Raw genomic sequence first — 19895 nt, forward strand, 5'->3', positions numbered from 1 at the left:
CACAAAGCAATTTACTAAAATTGCTTCAATTGGGAAAGCTTTGGCTTTCCTTTTTTTATTTATAAAAAAGGCTATCTCACTTTTGAGACAGCCTCATTTTTTTTTGCATTTCATGTAATAAAACTCGCATTTTATCAAATCAAGGAAAATTCCTAAATTTCCTATATTAGATTTGTATAAAACTTTCAACATCAAAACATTTCTACATACATTTTTTTTACTGTTTATTTCACTCTTCTTGCTTTCAAGTTGGGGAAAAGCTCAGCAATATGTCCAAACCCATTACGGAATTAAAGAAGGGTTGAATTCTGCCTTGGTTTATAAAACGGTCAATCTTCCCTCAGGAGAATTATTCATTGCGACACAACGTGGAATTTCTATGTTTGACGGCTATCGATTTATCAAAAACGAATCCCTTCAATCCCCTACACTGGCTTTGTTTACTACCAATCAACACTTATATTTTTTTGATTCCAATTCTCTTCAATCGACAAAATCCATTCATGCACAACCAAGTATTTTAGTCGAAACGATCAAAACAGATGACAATCCAAATAATGATCATTTTGAAAACATTTTTGTGGATTCCCAACAAAGAATTTGGTCTACAGATTTTGAACAATTGAAATATTTTGATCCCAAAACGAATCAAATCAAATCCTATAAAATTTTACCTCAAAATAAAAATCTTCACATCCATTTAAGCATTCTAGAAGTTAGAAAAGGAGAAATATGGCTTTTTGCACCAAATGGAATTTGGATTTGGGACGAATCAACTTCCAAAGTTCAAAAATTCCAACATCCATCTATCAACAACTATCCTATTCAAGCTGCTATTTTGTTAAAAAACGGTACAATTGCCTTGGCTACCAACGAGGGAAGGATTTTCAATTACAATCCCCAGAATCAAGATGTCCAACTGATTTATACTATTCCCTCAAACAAAAGCATCAGAGGTTTGGCTGAAACTGACACTGGATTTTACTTCTTCACTTCGGAACAGGTTTACGAATTGAAAAACAACCAACTATTTCCTATTTACAAAACCCAGAAAGGTGAACTCAACCATTTGAATTTTGATCGCACGACAAAAAGTATTTGGCTATCCTCAACCGATGGATTGATTCAATTAAAACCCATTCATCCTTCTTTAAAAATTTGGCATAATGAAAACTTAAGTTCCCCCATAATTTCATTGGCAAAAGATTCTAATGGGAAATTATGGGGCATTTCTTCAAACAATGAACTATGGACAATTGAGAATGAAGCCATCAGAAAATTTGCTCAAATCATACCTGGAAAATTTTATGGAATTCATTCATCCAAAAACTCTTTATTCCTCTCGACCAATCAAGTAATTTATCAATTTAAAAATTCAAAATTTGAGCAATTACCAATTGAAGTAGATCCAAATCATGAAATCATTTCTTGTTTCATTACTTCTCAAAATGAATTTTGGGTAGTGTATTCGACTAAGGAAATGGATCGCTATTATTGGCCTAGTTTAGCAAAAAAATCCCAAAAACTACAAAATGAACCGAGTTTTTGGATCGACAATAAATGGCAAGACATACGAATTGATAAAAACAATCGAATTTGGCTAGCTGGTTGGATGCCCAAAAGTTTTGGAATTACCTATTATAAACCCAATCAGGAATTGTTTTATGACATAGCAGACAAAAAATTGAATACCAATGGAGGTTTATTTGTTGGCGATTATTTTACGAAAATTGGGTTGAGTCACAAGAAAGAAATGCTTTTCACTGCTTATGGCGGATGGAATTCAACCGATGCCGATGGGAAACTCAAAAAACGTGTAGATGTACATCAATACGATATTCTGGATGCCCATCTTCGTGGAATTTCTTCTGATCAAAAAGGAAATGTCTATTTTGCTACTGGCGAAGGTTTGCATGTGTATCGACCAGATTTGGATCAAGTATTTCGATTTTCAATTTTGGATGGTTTTCCTACAGATTATTTGGTTCATTCGTTTCTTCAAGATGAAAATAATCGCATCTACATTGGGTATGAAGGTGGAATTCTAAGTTTTGATTTGACAACTGCACTTCATTCAGAATTGCAAAACAAATTAAAATTGACACAAATTTTGGTCAATGGTCAACCAATTGAAATACTTTCAAATGAATTGGTTCTAACCAAAGATCAACGAGATTTGGTGATTCAGTTCAGTGATTTATCTTATTTAGCTGAAGATAAAGTTCGTTTCCGATACAAATTTTCAGATGAAGATAATTGGCACGATATTCCGAAACCCGAATTAATATTGAACCATCTTTCTCCAGGAAAATATGCATTAGAATTCGAAGCAATTGATAATTTAGGAAATAAACAAACGCAAAGTCTTTCCTTTTCCTTTAGAGCCAAACCACCGTTTTTAAAATCTAAGTTTTTTTATGGCTTATTAATTCTAGGTATTTTCGGATTGATATTCGGAATCAATCAATATTTGTGGAGAAAACGTCATGAAAAACAAGAAGATTTACGAAAAATCAAAGAGGCTGAAATGAAAACCTTGCGGTCACAAATGAATCCTCATTTCTTGTTCAACACCTTAAATTCTATCAATAGTTATATCATTCAAAACGAAACCGAAAATGCAAGTTCCTATTTGACAACCTTTTCAAAATTGATGCGAAACATTTTGGACAATTCCAAACATGAACAAATAACGCTTAAAAATGAAATTGATTCGTTGAAACTTTATTTGACTTTAGAATCTGTTCGCTTGGAGCATAGTTTTGATTATGTTATATCCATTGATCAATCCATCCAATCAGAAAACATTTTTGTTCCACCTTTGATCATTCAACCTTTTGCCGAAAATTCCATTTGGCATGGATTACGAACCTTGAAGTCAGGTGGAATGTTGGAAATATATGCTGAACAGCCCGATGAAGAAACCTTGATCTTAAAAATCCAAGACAATGGAATTGGAAGAACCGAAAGTGCCAAACTTAAAAAAACAGAGACCCAACATAAATCCTACGGTATTTCAATCACAATTGATCGAATTAAATCCTTAAATCCAGAAAATACAGTTGAAATTTTTGATTTATATGAGAACAATAAACCAAACGGAACCTTGGTCATACTAACCTTAAAAATGAAAGACAATGATTAAAGCTATTCTTGTAGACGATGAAAAACACGCCTTGATTACCTTGGAACATCTCCTTAAAAAAAATGAAGATGTCGAGATTTTAACTTCTGTTCAATCTAGTTTGGAGGCAAAAGAATTAATTGACAAACTTCAACCCGATTTGTTGTTTTTGGATATCGAAATGTCCAACTTAAATGGATTTGAATTGTTGCAGCAATTTGATCAAATTCCTTTCAAGGTCATATTTACAACAGCTTACGATCAATACGCCATAAAAGCATTAAAAATAAACGCATTGGATTATCTTTTAAAACCAATTGATCCTGAAGAACTACGAAATGCATTGGATCGATATATTGAAGATCAAATTTTAACTTCGGAAGAGCAAATCTCGCATTTGAATCAATTCAAAAATAGTCAGATGACCGATACGCTTGCCTTATCCACAAGCAAAGGTTTGTTTTTCATCAAAATTCAAGACATCATGTATTTTGAAGCAGATGGCTCGTATACGCATGTGATTTTGAACAATGGTGAATCTCATTTGGTCAGCAAGTCTTTGGCCAATTTTGAAGAAGTTTTGGATGATGATCCCTTGTTTTTTCGTTCTCACAAATCGCATTTGGTCAATTTAAAATTCATCAAACAATATATAAGAGGAGAAGGTGGAGAACTCATCATGCAAAATGGAAAATCGATTGTTTTGAGTCGAATTAAAAAACAAGAATTCCTCAATCTTTTCAAAAAAATCTAAAAAAAAACTCCGAAATCAATTCGGAGTTTTCGGTTGTTCTTACTTTATTTCTGAGTCATCCATTTCAGGATTGTTCAGTTTAATTAGTTTCTTTTTGGACATTTTCATGTTGAGGAATTCCACTCCTAACGAGAAGAAAATTGCAAAATAGATATAACCTTTCGGAATGTTGGAAACATGAGATCCAAACATTTCTAAATTGGATAAATGCGCGGCTTCTGCCAACAACATCACGGCAATCAAAATCAAGAAGGATAAAGCCAACATTTGAATCGTTGGATTGTCATTGACAAATTTACTTACAGGTGCAGCAAAAATCAACATCACCAAAACCGCAATCACAACCGCCGTCACCATAATTGCCATGGCAGCTTCTTGAGAACCAAAATCGGCTGGCGTAACCATTCCTACTGCGGTTAAAACACTATCCAACGAAAATACCAAGTCAACGGCTAATATTTGTACGATTACAGCTGTTAAAGTTGTCGCTACTTTTTTAGTCGTGGACGCCTCATTCTGTCCATGATCTTCTAATTTGTGGTGAATTTCGGTGACACTCTTGTACAATAAAAAGAGTCCTCCGAGAAAGACTATCAAACTTTGACCCGTAAAACCACCTTTCATAAAAGGCAAATCAAAACTCAACCAACCAATAGGTTTTGTAAGTGTCATCAACCAAGATATACCGAATAGAAGTCCAATTCGCATAAACATTGCAAGAATCAATCCCACATTACGAGCGGTTCTTTGATCTTTCCCTTTCAGTTTCCCAGAAAGAATTGAAATAAAAACTATGTTATCAATCCCCAATACAATCTCTAAGAAGGCTAATGTTAACAAGGCCATCCACGCATTGGGTTCCATAAATATACTAAAATCCATTGGCTAAAATTTTTCGGAAAAATACAAAAGATTAACGAAGCAAAAATCAATATATGACGATATAAAGTTATTTTTGTCAAAAATTTTCAATTGATATCAGCTGCACAATTTCGACTACAATTCATTGTATTAATTTGGGGGTTCACAGGCGTTTTGGGAAAATTAATTTCCATTGATGCTATTCCATTGGTTTGGTATCGTGTATTGGTAGCTGCTTTGGTTTTGTTTGTGATTTTAAAAGTAAAAAAAATCAATCTCAAATTATCGACCAAAGATTTCACAATGTTATTGGGAATTGGAGTGATCATTGGCTTACATTGGATGGCCTTTTTTGGGGCAATCAAAGTTTCCAATGTAGCGGTAGCATTGAGTACCCTTTCAACAGGGGCTTTGTTTTCAGCATTTTTAGAACCCATTTTTTTCAAACGAAAACTCATTCTTTCTGAAATCATACTTGCCATTGTCGTTTCAGCCTGTATTTTACTTATTTACAATGCAAGTCCAGAATATTGGTTAGGAATCGTTTTGGGAATTATCTGCAGTTTTCTATCTGCCTTATTTTCTGTTTTAAATGGGAAAATTCACACGAAATTTCCAGCACCCAAAATCATGTTTTACGAAATGATTGGAGGCTGGTTCATCGTTTGTGCCTTTCTTCCTTTTTTTGGTGGCTTGGATGCTTTGGTGAGTTTGTCATGGACAGATTTAGGTTTATTGATTGCTTTGGGAAGTCTTTTCACCGCTTATCCGATGATTGAATCGGTTAGTTTAATGAAATACATCAGTCCATTTACCTTATTGCTCAATGTCAATTTGGAACCTGTGTATGGAATCATCATCGCTTATTTAATTTTTGGGGAATCAGAAAAAATGACGCCATTGTTTTATGTAGCAACAGCTATTATGGTCGGTGCAATTGTGGTGAATTCATTGATCAAAGCACGTCAACAAACTAAACTTCAAAAATTAAATACTTAGAACTCTTGAACCAATTCAATCTGATCACCCAATTGTTCTTCTAAATAATCAACCGTGAAAGATCGGTGATCGGCGCCCATTAAAAACAAAAATTTTTTACCTGAATTGGCTTGAATAATACGAAGGATATTTTCGGCAATTTTTTGATCTCGTTTCAAATAAAATTCTGGAATTCCTTTTAATTCCGTATCAGCCATCAAATCCATCATTTGCTTGTAATAAACTCTATTCAACACATCATATCGACCATCGATCATTTCTTGTGGGCTACTAATCTTAGCTAAATTATTTTTCTCGTTGGAAACATGAGATAAAATGCTCAATTTAGCTTGTACCTCCTGATTTTCTGCCAATTGTTTTCTTAATTTGATGATCGAACTAATTTCTGGAAAAAAATTTTCAGGCATGGGAATACCTTCAATCTCTTCTCCCAACCAATCAAATCCATAATAAGAAATAGAATCAGTTTGAAACAGATATTGATACATTTCAAGTGGATAAAATTTTGATAAGTAGTCTTTATCCAATTTTAAATCTTCAGCTCGAATTTCCACTCCCAAGACATCTGGATCGAAATTTTGAATGATTTGAGAAATAGTCTCATAGGGATAATTGGGATTGCTAAGATGACCTTTATGCAACGTACTCAACACCAAAACTTCTGTTGGTTTTTCTTGGGAATAAAGTTCAAAGTTGGTTAGAAAAAAGCATAATACAAGGAGAAATGATTTCATAGGATACTGCAATTTTCTGTTAAATTTTGATTTAACTTATTTGTAGGAGATTTGAGAAAATGTTACAAAACCTATGAATTAATAGGCTTTCTGTCCCATAAAATTTCCTGCTGGATTATAATTTGCCACCACAATTTTGGACCCATCTTCACAAGTTGCCATTCCCATACCTACTTGTTTGGTCTTTCTCCAAACCATTTGCGTATAATGTCCTGTTTCGTACCAATTGGATTCTGTTAAAGCAACATTTTTAAACGTTTCGATTTCGGAATACCACAGTTCAGAAGCTCTCAAAGCATAATTTGTCCCTTCTTCATCAAAACCTTTGTAAATATTTTCACCAAAAGACGTTTGCCATTCGCCTGTTTTCGGACGATGTATCATTTCACATTGGTTAGAATTCGCCAAATGATCTGCCCAATCTTGCGCATGTAAGGAAAGTTCGTTGGACCAACTCAAGGGCTCCACTCCTACATCGGAACGGATTTGATTATGAAATGCCAAAGCTTCCTTTGCTTCTTCCATAGTGATAGGAAACCCAAAATTGGTATATTCCTCTTCCGAAAAAGGAAACAAAGGATTTAATTCTGGTAATTTTTCACGCAACAAATTCCTTGTCAAAGTTTGTTCAGGTTGAACAAATTGGGCATCAAAAATATAATGCATCAATCCATCTTCACAAATCAACCCATTGAATCTTCCTTTGATGGAAATAATTTCATCATCAAAAAATTCGTAAATATCCTCACGAATTCCATCCAAACAGATAAAAGACTCTTTTGGTTCTTCATGTAACGTATAACTGATTTTCCCAAAAAACACACATTCCGAACAGAAATTCACCTCCATATTGGTGTATTTTACTTTCATATTCTTCTCTCCTACCATACTTTTGAGATTGGTAACGCTTTGGGCTTGAAGATGAATAAGAGAAAAAAGGATAAATAAGCTTAGAATTTGTGTAATAGTTCTTTTCATAGAATGTTTTGAATTAGATTCTTCCTTGTTCTTTTAATTTCCAATAGCGAAGAAGTCCAGTCACAGACATCCAACTTGGATTGGCGTATTCATATTTGATTAAATTTTGTTCCGAAACTCCCGCATTGATCAGTTGGGCTTTGGTGTATTGCATAAATTCTGGAGTGATTTCATCTGGAGTTTTTCCAGAATCGTATTGAGGCTTCATCCAATTTGCCCAATCTTTTAAAATATTTTCCAATTCATCTAAATGTTCATTGACTTGATGTATCGGCCCAAAATGCGTCAAATAAAGGGTTTTGGGTTGACAATTTTTTAATTTCTGAATCGAATCCAACCACAATTCTACATGGATATCGGGCGGTGGACAAGGTGGAACCACAGGTCCATCCCCAATTTTCACTCCTGCAACATCACCTGTGAATACAACATCTCCAATTTGATAGGCATTATGATGAACCGCGTGACCTGGCGTATAATGTACCTGAATTTTCACATCGCCAATCGTGAACACATCGCCATCATCGGCAGGAATCATCAATTCTTCTGAAATGGGTTCCATATTTCCCCACAATCGATCCATTTCATCTTGGTAGATCATTTTGGCCGAATTCCACAATTTTTCTGGATTGACCAAATGGGGCAAACCAATCGGATGAACATAGATTTTCGCGCCATTTTCAGCAAATTTCCAAGCTGCTCCTGCATGATCAAAATGAATATGCGTCAAGAATACATGTTTGATTTCGGTCCAGTCAAAACCTTTGAAAGCCAAGGCTTCTTTCAAATGTTCAAAGGTTGTTTCAGGACCCGATTCAATTAAAATCAAACCATCATTGGATTGGATAATAAAACTTGCAATAGAGGAAGATTCTTCCAAAAAATCTAAATCAATGGTATGTATTTCACCGACTGGTAACATGTTCTAAAATTTTCAACAAGTTAGGAAAGAAATTTGGCTTTTGAAATTTTTGAAATTCAATTTCGACTCAAATGATCCTTAAAATTTCTAAACTCTTGAAACTCTTGTATTTTTTTGTCGAATTAAATTTTATAGTTTTGAAGACTTAGAAATTCTATGGTAAGCAATCTACTATTCAGTAAAATCGACAATTCACAAATCATCGTCTTTCGAATTTTCTTCGGATTATTGATGGCGGTTGAGTGTTGGGGTTCCATCGGGACAGGATGGGTCAAAGAAACCTTTGTAGATCCTGATTTTACCTTTTCTTTTATCGGATTTGAATGGACATGGTTCATGCTGGGTGATTTCATGTATTATTTCTATGGATTCCTTGGTGTTCTAGGCATAATGATCATGTTAGGAGCATTCTATCGAGTGTCAACCATTCTATTTGCTTTGGGATGGTCCTTGGTATATTTCATGCAAAAGGAACACTACAACAACCATTATTACTTGGTGATGTTGGTGGCTTGGTTTATGGTTTTTATTCCTGCAAACCGATACAAAGCAGTGGATGTTTGGTTTTGGCCAAAGATTCGATCCAAAACAACGTATTTTTGGAATCAATTGTTGTTCATTTTGCAGCTTCTAATTGTCTATACTTATGCTGCTATTGCAAAATTATATCCGGGTTGGATGAATGGAGATTTCTTGATGACAAGGTATCGAGATGTAGCCTATTGGGCTGATCAATATATTGCATGGGAACCCTTGACTGAATACATTCAAACCCGTGAATTTGCCCAAATAATTTCTTGGTTAGGATTTGGTTTTGATTTATTAATCGTGCCTTTATTGCTTTGGAAACCGACTCGACTGATTGCCTTTTTAGGCGCTTTGGTCTTTCATATTTTCAATTCGGTGACCTTACACATTGGTATTTTCCCTTATTTTGCTTTGGCTTTGGCGGTATTTTGTTTTCCACCAGAAACCATTCGTCAAATCTTTTTCCCTCGGAAATCCACATTTTTGGCAGGTTCAGGAGAATTTCAAGCAAGACATCCTCATCAAATTAGTTTTACATTATTCTTTTGTGCCTATATCCTTTGGCAGATTTATTTACCCTTGCGTCATTGGCAAATACCTGGAGACGTTTTATGGACAGAAGAAGGGCATCGTCTTTCCTGGCGAATGATGCTTCGTACAAAATCGGCATCTACTCAATTTTATTTAGTGGAAAAAGGATCCGACAAAAGGGAACGAATACAATTGAAAGATTATTTAACAGACTTACAATCTTCTCGCGTAAAAGCAAGACCTGATATGATTTGGCAATTTGCGCAATATGTGAAAAAACAAAAAGCAAAAGAAGGAAAAGATGTCGAAATCTATGTCAGCTCTCGTGTTTCCATCAATGGTGGTCCTTATCATCCGTTTATTGATGACAAAATTGATATTGCTGCTGAAAATTGGCGATATTTTGGACATCAACGATGGATTTTACCTGAACCAACTGATTACAATAAATTGGAAAAGGTTCGTCCTTAATTCATTCAACATAAAAAATCTAAGACATAAAAAAACTCCCGAATCAAACGAATCGGGAGTTTTATTTTTATATAAATGAAGTCTTAAGCTTCTTTTATGTCTTTCATACGAGCTTCTTTGATACGAGCTTTTTTACCTCTTAAATCTCTGAAGTAGTAGATTCTTGAACGTCTTACTTTACCTTTCTTGTTCAATTCAATTTTTTGAATTGCAGGTAAGTTAACTGGGAAGATTCTTTCTACACCAACCTCACCACTCATTTTACGAATTGTGAAAGTTTCAGTAGTTCCTGAACCTCTACGTTGGATTACAACACCTTTGAAGAACTGAGTTCTCGTTTTGCTACCCTCCGAAATTTCATAATAAACGGTGATAGTATCACCCGCTGCAAATGCAGGAAATTCTTTTTTAGTGACAAATTTGTCTTGTACGTACTTAACTAAACTATCCATTTTAGTATATTTTTTGAATTACAATTGAAAAACATTCACGGAACTCGTCAGAGGTTTTGTCAATGAGGTTGCAAAAGTATAAAGTTTTTAGGAATCCTCCAAAGTATTTTTGTAAATATTTAAGGCCTTTATGAAGTCATTCTGATCGACTTGCAATCGATATCCTTCCAAGATCGTTGGTCCAAACGAATAGTTCACATGATTATCGATTAAATAGGCCACAATCCCTTCCTCGCTTAATTTAGCTTTCACAATTTCTGCTGTCCAAGGATTATTGAAGGTTGCAAGCGTTAGAAATTTTCGGTTTATCATTTCTTTTTTCATCCTTTTGAAGGTACGAAAAAAATCAAAATCTTATAAAACTTTCACAACATTTCCCCAAACGGCACGAAACTCAATCCCATAAATCCTTTCCAAAGATTGACCATTTTCTTGTTGGGTTACAGTCAAATATGCTATATCAGACTTTGGCGTTTTGATGGGTTTAATCGTAATCAAATCCGATTGCACAAACTGATTGGACAAGCATGGAACCAAAACAGAAATTCGTTCCAATTTTCGATTGATAACCGTCGTCCCGATAATCAAACTATAATAATTGATCTTTTTGGTGGCGCATTCAGGATTCACGATGGAAACATCGACCAATAAATCAAATTCTTCTTTGATGTCCAAATACGTGAAATCCATTTTCTCGGAAGTTTCCGCTGTATTTTGAGCCGAAAGAATTCCCAATTGAAAAAATGTAAAAAGAAGAATGAAAACGACTTTCATGATTTATTTTTTTGATGGAATAAATCTACTAAACATTTTCTTTTCAAACGCCCAGAAAAACTTGAATTGTCCAAAAAGAGTCCCAATTACAATCAATATCACCTTGTAAATTGGAAAAATGAGGATCAAACGCAAAATCGTAAACAACCATTTTGGCATATTGGCATCGCTCATTCCGAGCATTTCCACAAAGGGTTTTGACAACCATGCCGATGCAGAACCTGTAATCGAAAATACAATCAAAATCAGAACTAACTGAAGATTGGATTCAATTTGCCAACGTTTTTTTAATTTTTCAAACAAATTTTGACTATTTCACAATTAAACTCCACTAGAAACCAAACCTTTCACTAAGGTAATAATTTTCGGCATTGCTTTATTGGCAGCATCCAAGACTTCTTCGTGCGAAACTGGGAAAGCGATTTCAGGACCACCTAAATCTGTAATCACCGAAATACAAAAAACACGCATGTTCATGTGTTTCGCTACGATTACTTCTGGAACGGTACTCATTCCGACACAATCAGCTCCTAAAATTCGAACCATCCCATATTCAGCTGGTGTTTCAAATGTTGGACCTTGCAAGCCCATATAGACACCTTGCTTTACTTCGATTCCGTTTTTAGCACCATATTCCACAACAAACTCACGCATTTTGTTGTCATAAGGTTCAGACATATCCACAAAACGAGGTCCTAATTCATCAATATTTTTTCCACGCAATGGGTGTTCCGGCATCATATTGATATGATCACGAATCACAACCGCATCGCCTACTTCGTAGTTTTTGTTTACTCCTCCACTTGCATTGGACAAAATCACTTTTTCAATTCCCAATCCTTTAAAAACTCTGATTGGAAATGTGACAACATCCATTGGATATCCTTCGTAGTAATGAAAACGTCCCGCCATCATCAAGACCGGTTTTCCCTCAATTTTTCCGAAAATTAATTTTCCTGAATGACCGACAACGGTCGAATGAGGGAAGTGTGGAATATTTTGATAATCGATTTCGACTTTATCTTGAACTTCGTTTTGCAATTTCCCCAATCCTGAACCCAAAACAATTGCATATTCGGGTTGTTCGGTTAAAAATCCTTGTATATAGGAAACTGCTTCGTTAATTTTTTCTAACATAATTTAATAGGTTTTGTTTGAAATCATCCAAATCATTTAATTCAACTTCAATTGGCAAATAAAACAAATTTTCAATTAATGCCGACTCATCTTTTAAACGCATATAATCTTTTTCTGTTGTTAAAATGATTTTATGCAAGTTTTGGATTTTATCATATTCTTGATCAATCTCCTGAATATCGGCCATTGAGAAATTATGATGGTCAGGAAAATTCATATGTTGCACTTTGTTGAATCGATTTTTGACAAATTCCACAAAAGGTTCAGAATTGGCAATTCCTGTCACCAAAAGCACTTGATAATCGCGCCATTCATCTGAAGTCAATGTAAATCTTTTTCCAATCAAGGAATTCGAATAAACAATTTTGGAAAAATATACCTTTTGGTGAGGTTTCGCATTGATTTTGGCCAAAATTGCATCACGTTGTTTAATCGTAAAAGCATCTGGACATTTCGTCACAATGATCACATTTGCACGATTGGCACCCGAACGAGGCTCACGCAAATTCCCAGCTGGTAATAAATAATCTTGGGTGTAGGGATGATTGAAATCGGTTAACAAAATCGAATAACCTGGTTTTACTTGTCGATGTTGAAATCCATCGTCCATAATCACCACTTGAGATTTGAAAAATCCCATTAGTTTTTGAATCCCAATAATTCGATTTTCCGAAACCGCGACCACAATCTTATTTCGGAAACGATTGAAAAATTGCAAAGGCTCATCGCCAATGTCATAGACTTTGGAACTATAATTGGCAATCACCAAACCCGAAGTTTTACGACCATATCCTCTACTCAACATGGCGGTTTGAAATTCATCTTTCAACAATTCGGCAACCATAATAACATGAGGCGATTTACCCGTTCCTCCAACCGACAGATTCCCAACACAAATCACTGGAATCGGAAATTTTCTCGAACGAAAAATACCTAGTTTATAAGCTAAATTTCGCAAGGAAACACCAATCCAAAACAATCCTGATAAAGGCAGTAAAAGTTTTCTCCAATTCATAATTTAATACGAATCGGCAAATTTAAAACATTCATAATGCTTTCTTGAATCTAATTCATGAAATTTATCAACGATGTTCATTTATTTTTGATCGAATATTTTTTTATTCCTTTTTAAAATTTGCCCTAAATTGTCGACATGTTTGAAGCGAAATTTCCCAATCGAATTATTTGTTTGACCGAAGAAGGAACCGAAATCTTGTATGCAATAAACGAAGAACATCGTTTGGTAGGAATTAGTGGTTTCACCAGAAGACCCAAACAAGCACGAAAAGAAAAACCCATTGTTTCTACGTTTCTCGATGCAAAATTTGACGAAATTTTGGCACTCAATCCCGATTTGGTTCTTGGCTATTCCGATTTGCAACGAGATATCGCGGCAGAATTGATCAAACATGGTGTTAATGTTTTTATCTTCAATCACCGAAGTCTTGAAGAAACCTTGAGCATGATTTTGCAATTTTGTTCGCTTATCGGATGCGAAGAAAAGGGACGAAATTTGGTTAATTCCTATCAATCCAATTTACTTTCAGCCCAAACCAAAGCCAAAGAATTTCCATTTCGACCTAAAGTATTTTTTGAAGAATGGGACGAACCTTTGATTTCCTCTATTGAATGGGTTAGCGAATTGATCGAAATTTGCGGAGGAGAATTATGCTTTCCAGAATTGGCAAAAGAATCCTTGGGAAAAGATCGAATTTTAGATCCGAAATTGGTCATTGAAAAAAATCCAGACATCATCATTGGCTCTTGGTGCGGAAAAAAATTCAAACCTGAAAAAGTAAAAATCAGATCGGGTTGGGATCAAATCAAAGCGGTTCAAACCAATCAATTGTACGAAATCAAATCCGAAATCATCTTACAACCAGGTCCGGCCGCTTTAACAGACGGAATCAAAGAAATTCAAAAAATATTCAAAAAATATTTTCAATCAGCATCCTGAAAATCTTTTCATTTTCTGAAATCCCCTAAACTTAAGTCTTGCAATTGGCATAAATTCGAAAAATTGAAAACTTGTATAATAAAGTCAAATCCCTATTTTTGTCGTTCAACAGTTGACACATGAAGAAAAGTTTACATGTAATATTGCCGATGATATTACTATCCATCACGGCAGTATTGGTTGGATTACAATATATTTTCAACATCATTCCATCAGACGTTTTATTTGCTGCAAGATGGATAACCCTAGCGAGTTTTGTATTTTACTGTATCAAAAAAAGATCTTTGACTTCATGGATTTTATTTGGTATTGTGGTAGGTGCAGTCGTCGGATTTGACTATCCGAATTTCGCGAAATCTCTGCATCCCTTAAGTCAAGGATTCATTCGACTCGTCAAAACCATTGTAGGACCAATTCTCTTTGCGACTTTGGTGTATGGAATTGCAGGTCATTCCGATTTGAAACAAGTGGGTCGTATGGCTTGGAAATCACTATTGTATTTCTATTGTGCCACGACCATCGCCTTATTTATTGGATTAGCCGCAATCAATATAACCCAAGCGGGAAAAGGTGTTGACATGTCCAAAGTTCCTCAAATGGAACTACCTGACAAAGCTGCAGCAGTTTCAGCATCTGATAAGCTAGAATTAGAACACTTACCTGAAAACATGCATTGGATTTTCAAAACCACAGCCTTTTTCAGAGATATTTTCCCAGAAAACATCATCAAATCCATCCACGAAAACAAGGTTTTACAAATTGTAATTTTTGCCGTAGTGTTTGGTATTGGACTCGCCATGGTCGAAGAGAAAAAGCGAAAACCGCTGGTCGATCTCATGGAAAGTTTGGCCGAAACCATGTTCAAATACACCAATTTGATCATGTATTTTGCACCAATTGGAGTGGGTGCCGCGATGGCCTATACGGTTGGAGCCATGGGAATTGAAATTTTGAAAAACCTCATGATGCTTCTATTAACCTTATATGGAGCCTTATTGGTTTTCTTATTGTTCGTTTTATTACCAATCGCTTTGTTCTTGAAAGTTCCAATTGGGAAATTCATTCAAGCCTTAAAAGAACCTGTTTCGATTGCATTTGCCACCACAAGTTCAGATGCGGCATTGCCGAAAGTTATGAGCAACATGGAAGATTTCGGAGTTCCGAGACGAATTGTTTCGTTTGTAGTTCCAACCGGATATAGTTTCAATTTAGATGGTACGACTTTGTACCTTTCGCTCGCTTCGATTTTTGTGGCGCAGGCAGCAGGAATGGATCTTTCCATCGGTCAACAATTGTTAATTTGTTTGACTTTAATGATTACCAGTAAAGGAGTTGCAGCAGTTCCGAGAGCTTCTTTGATTATTTTGATTGCGACCGCCGATCAATTTGGTTTACCGGTTATCATCATCGCTGCTATTTTGGGTATTGATGAGTTGATGGATATGGCAAGAACCTCTGTAAACGTAATCGGAAACTGTTTGGCTTCTGTTGTCGTAGCGAAATGGGAAGGTGAATTTGATCAAGAAAAAGCCTTGAATTATGGTAAAGTAGAACAGTTGGATGCACCCAATAACGAAACTACCTAAAATTTAAAAAATCTGATTGGCATAACCTTTGAATGTTAACCCAACAAAATATTTTGTTATGAAACAGATTTTTGCATTAACAGCCATCATCGGAATGTTCTTTTTTCAATCATGTGCCACGCAAGGTGGTGAAGCGGGAAATTCTACTTTGAATTTAGATTTAAGTGGAAATTGGACATTGGTAGAGATTCATGAATCCTCTGGAACAACCATCAATGAAGGATTCCCAGAAAAGAAACCGACGCTTACATTGGAAGCAATCACCAAAAAATTAACTGGAAACACTGGTTGTAATCAAATGTTTGGTAGTTTTCAGACGAATCAGAATTCCGTTAGTTTTTCTAAAATGGGTGCAACCAAAATGTATTGTGCAGGTGTAAAAGAATCCGAATATTTGAAAATGTTCGATCAAATCAAAACCTATAGCATCGTAAATGATCAATTATCCTTTTTGGACGCTGAAGGAAACACTTTGCTGAAATATTCAAAATAAGAAATGAATTTATATACCAAAAGCATCCTATTTAGGGTGCTTTTTTTGTTTTTATAGGATTTGATTTTTGATGTATCAAACTTTCTATTTATCTTTAAAAATCTTAATTATTCACACATGAACAAATTTACCTCAATTGCATGCATCGCATTTTTGTCGATGAGTTTGAGCCTAAAGGCTCAACAACAAAGTTCCCAACAACTTAAACCCATTATAGAAAATTTCGTTCAAGAAACCGAACAAAGATCTCAATTGGAACAATTGGCTCATGAACTTTTGGACCAAGTGGGTCCGAGGTTAGTGGGTTCAACTGGCGGACAAAGAAGTCATGATTGGGCAATTTCAACTTTTCAGAAATGGAATATTCAAGCTAGAAATGAACAATTTGGAACTTGGCGCAATTGGGAAAGAGGAATTTCGCATATCGACATGATTTCACCTTGGGTAAAATCATTGGATGCAACTCAATTGGCTTGGTCTCCCGCAACCAAAAAGCCGATAACCGCTGAAGTAATTGCCATGCCCGTTTTTCAATCGCAAGCAGAATTCAAAGCTTGGCTTCCCAAAGTTAAAGGGAAAATCGTTTTGATGTCACAGCTCCAAAATTATGGAAGATCTGATTATCAATACAAAGAATTTGCAACAGAGGAATCCTATGCCAAAATTACAGAAGAAAAAAAGCAAGCTGCCGATGCTTGGAAGAAATCTTTGGAATTCACAGGATTTAACAATAATACTTTACCCTTGGAATTGGAAAAAAATGGAGCTTCTGCTGTCGCAATTTCTTATTGGACGGGAATTATGGGAGCCAATCGAATCTTTGGTGCGAAAACCAAAACAATTCCCATGATCGATATTTCCAACGAAGATTATGGCACTTTGTATCGATTGGCACAAGCTGGAAAAGCGCCGAAATTAACGATTGATGTAAAATCGGAATCCAAAGGAACTTTGCCAACTTACAATACCATTGCAGAAATCAAAGGGAAAACAAAACCCAACGAATACATTATACTTTCGGCTCATATTGACTCTTGGGATGGCTCAACAGGAGCTTGTGACAATGCAACTGGTGTCATTACGGTAATGGAAGCTGCCCGTATGATTCAAAAGTATTATCCGAACAACCAAAGAACCATTTTGGTTTGTCTTTGGGGAAGTGAAGAACAAGGATTAAACGGATCTCGTGCTTTTGTAGAAGATCATCCAGAAATTGTAAAAAACACCCAAGCCGTATTCAATTTTGATAGTGGAACAGGGAGAATTGTACGTATTAACGGTGGTGGATTTGAAAAAGCCTATGATTTTATGGGAAGATGGCTATATGCAGCACCCAACTATATCACGAAACATATTGAAACAACCTATCCAGGAAATCCAAGTTCTGGAGGATCGGATCATGCTTCCTTTTTAGCGCACGGCGTTCCTGCTTTTATGATGGGTTCACATAGTTGGGGTTATGGTGGCTACACATGGCACACCAACCGAGATTCCTACGACAAAATTGTTTTTGATGACATCGAATACAATACAATTTTAGCAGCTTCTTTGGTTTATATGGCAGATCAGGAAGCAGAATTGGTAAACCGCGATAGAAGAGCAATGCCATTAGATAAAGATGGAAACACGACTACTTGGCCAGAACCAAGAAAAGCGGAACGTTCAGATGATTATTATTTTGTGAAATAAATCATAAAGAAATCCAAAATTATGGACCCATTATAGGGTCCATTTTTATTTTAACAAAGTTTTAATTCCCAAATACTTTATTCCATCCAAAATACGTTATTAAACTACAATTATTCGACTTAATTTTGCATTCATATGAAAATGAATTACGTAAAAAAGATTGTCATAGCATCCTTTATTCTTAGTTTTTTAATAGGATGTACCATTCGACCAAGAGGACCTCAAACTTCTCAAGCAAAACCGCAAGCTAGTTCAACTTCAACTACTCAAAAAGAAGTTGAGACAACAAAAGAGAATGATCCTATTCTAGTCGAAACTACAAAAGATAAAGAGCCCGTTACAACTCCTGAAAAATTGAGCGAGAATAGGGAATCAACAAAACCTCAAGTCGTTAAAAACGAACAAAAGCCGAAAAAAATCCATGTAAATTTACCAGCGGTAAACCGTGAATTTCGTGCTGCTTGGATTGCAACAGTTGCCAATATCAATTGGCCTTCCAAAAGAGGATTATCGACTGAACAACAAAAAGCAGAAGCTATCGCATTGTTGGATATGTTGAAAGAAAACAATTTCAATGCGGTCATTTTCCAAGCTCGTCCTTCAGCAGACGCCTTATACGATAGCCCATTTGAACCTTGGTCTATTTTCTTAACAGGACAAATTGGCAAACGACCTGAACCCTATTACGATCCAATGGAATTTTGGATCAAAGCTGCTCACGAACGCGGAATTGAATTTCATGTGTGGATTAATCCTTATCGTGCTCATCATACCAATGGTGGTTCTGTAACCAATGAATCGATTGCGAAAAAGAAATCGGATTTGGTGTATAGATTGCAAAATGGTATGTATTGGTTTGACCCATCCAAACAAGAAACGCAAGATTATACAAGCATGATTGTGATGGACATCGTCAAAAGATACGATATCGATGGAATCCATTTCGATGATTATTTTTATCCGTATGCATCTTACAATAATGGAAAAGATTTCCCAGATCAAGCAACCTATAATGCGTATATCGCAAAGGGAGGACATCTTTCAAAACCCGATTGGCGTCGTGAAAATGTGAACAAATTCATTGAACGAATTTACAACGAAATCAAAGCAGAAAAAGACTACGTGAAATTCGGAATCAGTCCATTTGGAATTTGGAAACCTGGTTATCCAGAAGGAATTGCAGGCTTGAATCAATACGATGAATTGTATGCCGATGCAAAATTATGGTTAAACAAAGGATGGTTGGATTATTTCACGCCACAATTGTATTGGCCTATTGATGCACCACGCCAAAGTTTCCCTAAATTATTATCATGGTGGGAATCAGAAAACACCTTCAAACGTCATTTATGGCCGGGGTTGAACACCGTTGAAGTGAAAGTTTCCGATCGTTCAAATGAAATCCAACGACAAATTGAATTGACACGTTCATTGGTTCCCAATAGTCAAGGAGTCGTACATTATAGTATTGCAGGTTTACAAAACAATCCGAAACTATTAACGGCTTTAAAGAATGGTTTGTACAACGAACCAGCTTTGGTACCAAAATCAGATTGGTTAAAGAAATTAAACGTTCCAAAACCTGAATTTACATTGGCAAAAAATGGTCAGACAGCTTCATTGGATTGGAGTACCTATACCCATAAAGATATAAAAAATTGGGTTTTGTACTTGCAATATGAAGACCAATGGGAAACCATTATTTTGGAATCAAACAAATTGCACCGAGATGTTTATTTGAACAAGGGCGATAAAAAACTAAAATTAGTTGCCATTCAAGCAATTGATCGAAATGGATTTGAAAGCGAATATCACGCAGTGGAAATTTAAACTTTCGCTTAAAAACATAAAAATTGAGCCGATTTCATGAAGAATTCGGCTCTTTTTTTTCAAGTTTTAACAAAA

19 protein-coding genes are annotated in these 19895 nt (G+C 35.5%); 9 read left to right on the forward strand and 10 right to left on the reverse strand.

Features of this window, described 5'->3' with window-relative positions:
* The first annotated feature begins 238 nt into the window (after positions 1-238).
* On the forward strand, positions 239-3145 hold the full coding sequence (locus ABID46_RS10095) for a sensor histidine kinase (protein WP_354509684.1): 2907 nt from the start codon (positions 239-241) through the stop codon (positions 3143-3145).
* Positions 3138-3878 (forward strand): LytR/AlgR family response regulator transcription factor, encoded by a 741-nt coding sequence (locus ABID46_RS10100; protein ID WP_354509686.1) that lies wholly within the window; start codon positions 3138-3140, stop codon positions 3876-3878. Before ABID46_RS10095 ends, ABID46_RS10100 begins: the two co-directional genes overlap by 8 nt.
* Before the next feature lie 39 nt (positions 3879-3917).
* On the opposite strand, the gene ABID46_RS10105 is transcribed toward ABID46_RS10100, so the two are convergent.
* On the reverse strand, positions 3918-4760 hold the full coding sequence (locus tag ABID46_RS10105; protein WP_354509688.1) for a TerC family protein: 843 nt from the start codon (positions 4758-4760) through the stop codon (positions 3918-3920).
* A 90-nt stretch (positions 4761-4850) separates the two neighbouring features.
* On the opposite strand from ABID46_RS10105, the gene ABID46_RS10110 reads away from it, so the two are divergent.
* Positions 4851-5738, forward strand: a complete 888-nt coding sequence (locus tag ABID46_RS10110) for a DMT family transporter (RefSeq protein WP_354509690.1) — start codon at positions 4851-4853, stop codon at positions 5736-5738.
* On the opposite strand, the gene ABID46_RS10115 is transcribed toward ABID46_RS10110, so the two are convergent.
* The 3 genes from ABID46_RS10115 to ABID46_RS10125 form a co-directional block, all read right to left on the reverse strand.
* Positions 5735-6472: a hypothetical protein gene (locus tag ABID46_RS10115; protein WP_354509692.1), complete on the reverse strand. Its 738-nt coding sequence runs from the start codon at positions 6470-6472 to the stop codon at positions 5735-5737. The two genes, ABID46_RS10110 and ABID46_RS10115, sit on opposite strands and share 4 nt — an antisense overlap.
* Positions 6473-6550: 78 nt before the next feature.
* Positions 6551-7450 carry a CAP family protein gene (locus tag ABID46_RS10120; protein WP_354509694.1) on the reverse strand — a complete coding sequence of 300 codons (900 nt, stop codon included), beginning with the start codon at positions 7448-7450 and terminating at the stop codon, positions 6551-6553.
* A gap of 13 nt (positions 7451-7463) precedes the next feature.
* Positions 7464-8372, reverse strand: coding sequence for an MBL fold metallo-hydrolase (locus tag ABID46_RS10125; RefSeq protein WP_354509696.1), 909 nt, complete (start codon positions 8370-8372; stop codon positions 7464-7466).
* A 156-nt stretch (positions 8373-8528) separates the two neighbouring features.
* Between ABID46_RS10125 and ABID46_RS10130 the strand changes: the two genes are divergently transcribed.
* Positions 8529-9902, forward strand: coding sequence for an HTTM domain-containing protein (locus ABID46_RS10130; protein ID WP_354509698.1), 1374 nt, complete (start codon positions 8529-8531; stop codon positions 9900-9902).
* Between the two features lie 83 nt (positions 9903-9985).
* Here the strand turns inward: ABID46_RS10130 and rplS are convergent, their stop codons facing one another.
* The 6 genes from rplS to lpxK all read right to left on the reverse strand — a co-directional run bounded on the left by rplS (position 9986) and on the right by lpxK (position 13280).
* The gene (gene rplS / locus ABID46_RS10135; protein WP_354509700.1) at positions 9986-10354 is read right to left on the reverse strand and encodes a 50S ribosomal protein L19; all 369 of its coding nucleotides are present in this window, start codon (positions 10352-10354) and stop codon (positions 9986-9988) included.
* 87 nt (positions 10355-10441) lie between these two features.
* On the reverse strand, positions 10442-10678 hold the full coding sequence (locus tag ABID46_RS10140) for a putative signal transducing protein (protein ID WP_354509702.1): 237 nt from the start codon (positions 10676-10678) through the stop codon (positions 10442-10444).
* Positions 10679-10708: 30 nt separating this feature from the next.
* Positions 10709-11128, reverse strand: coding sequence for a hypothetical protein (locus ABID46_RS10145; protein ID WP_354509704.1), 420 nt, complete (start codon positions 11126-11128; stop codon positions 10709-10711).
* A gap of 3 nt (positions 11129-11131) precedes the next feature.
* Positions 11132-11431 (reverse strand): DUF6787 family protein, encoded by a 300-nt coding sequence (locus tag ABID46_RS10150; protein WP_354509706.1) that lies wholly within the window; start codon positions 11429-11431, stop codon positions 11132-11134.
* An 18-nt stretch (positions 11432-11449) separates the two neighbouring features.
* Positions 11450-12265, reverse strand: a complete 816-nt coding sequence (locus tag ABID46_RS10155) for a purine-nucleoside phosphorylase (RefSeq protein WP_354509708.1) — start codon at positions 12263-12265, stop codon at positions 11450-11452.
* Entirely contained in the window at positions 12249-13280 is a 1032-nt protein-coding gene (gene lpxK / locus ABID46_RS10160; RefSeq protein WP_354509710.1) for a tetraacyldisaccharide 4'-kinase, read from the reverse strand. Before lpxK ends, ABID46_RS10155 begins: the two co-directional genes overlap by 17 nt.
* 138 nt (positions 13281-13418) lie before the next feature.
* Here lpxK and ABID46_RS10165 point away from each other — a divergent pair, with 138 nt between their 5' ends.
* From ABID46_RS10165 to ABID46_RS10185, 5 genes are all read left to right on the forward strand, one after another.
* The gene (locus ABID46_RS10165) at positions 13419-14222 is read left to right on the forward strand and encodes a cobalamin-binding protein (RefSeq protein ID WP_354509712.1); all 804 of its coding nucleotides are present in this window, start codon (positions 13419-13421) and stop codon (positions 14220-14222) included.
* Between the two features lie 119 nt (positions 14223-14341).
* Positions 14342-15808, forward strand: a complete 1467-nt coding sequence (locus ABID46_RS10170) for a dicarboxylate/amino acid:cation symporter (RefSeq protein WP_354509714.1) — start codon at positions 14342-14344, stop codon at positions 15806-15808.
* A gap of 58 nt (positions 15809-15866) precedes the next feature.
* On the forward strand, positions 15867-16301 hold the full coding sequence (locus ABID46_RS10175) for an META domain-containing protein (protein WP_354509716.1): 435 nt from the start codon (positions 15867-15869) through the stop codon (positions 16299-16301).
* A gap of 117 nt (positions 16302-16418) precedes the next feature.
* A complete protein-coding gene (locus ABID46_RS10180) occupies positions 16419-17990 on the forward strand; it encodes a M20/M25/M40 family metallo-hydrolase (protein WP_354509718.1) in 1572 nt (523 codons plus the stop codon).
* A gap of 135 nt (positions 17991-18125) precedes the next feature.
* A complete protein-coding gene (locus ABID46_RS10185; protein WP_354509720.1) occupies positions 18126-19820 on the forward strand; it encodes a glycoside hydrolase family 10-like protein in 1695 nt (564 codons plus the stop codon).
* Positions 19821-19895: the final 75 nt, after the last annotated feature.

The sequence above is a fragment of the Moheibacter stercoris genome (assembly GCF_040545805.1).
GTDB classification, from domain to species: Bacteria; Bacteroidota; Bacteroidia; order Flavobacteriales; family Weeksellaceae; genus Moheibacter; species Moheibacter stercoris.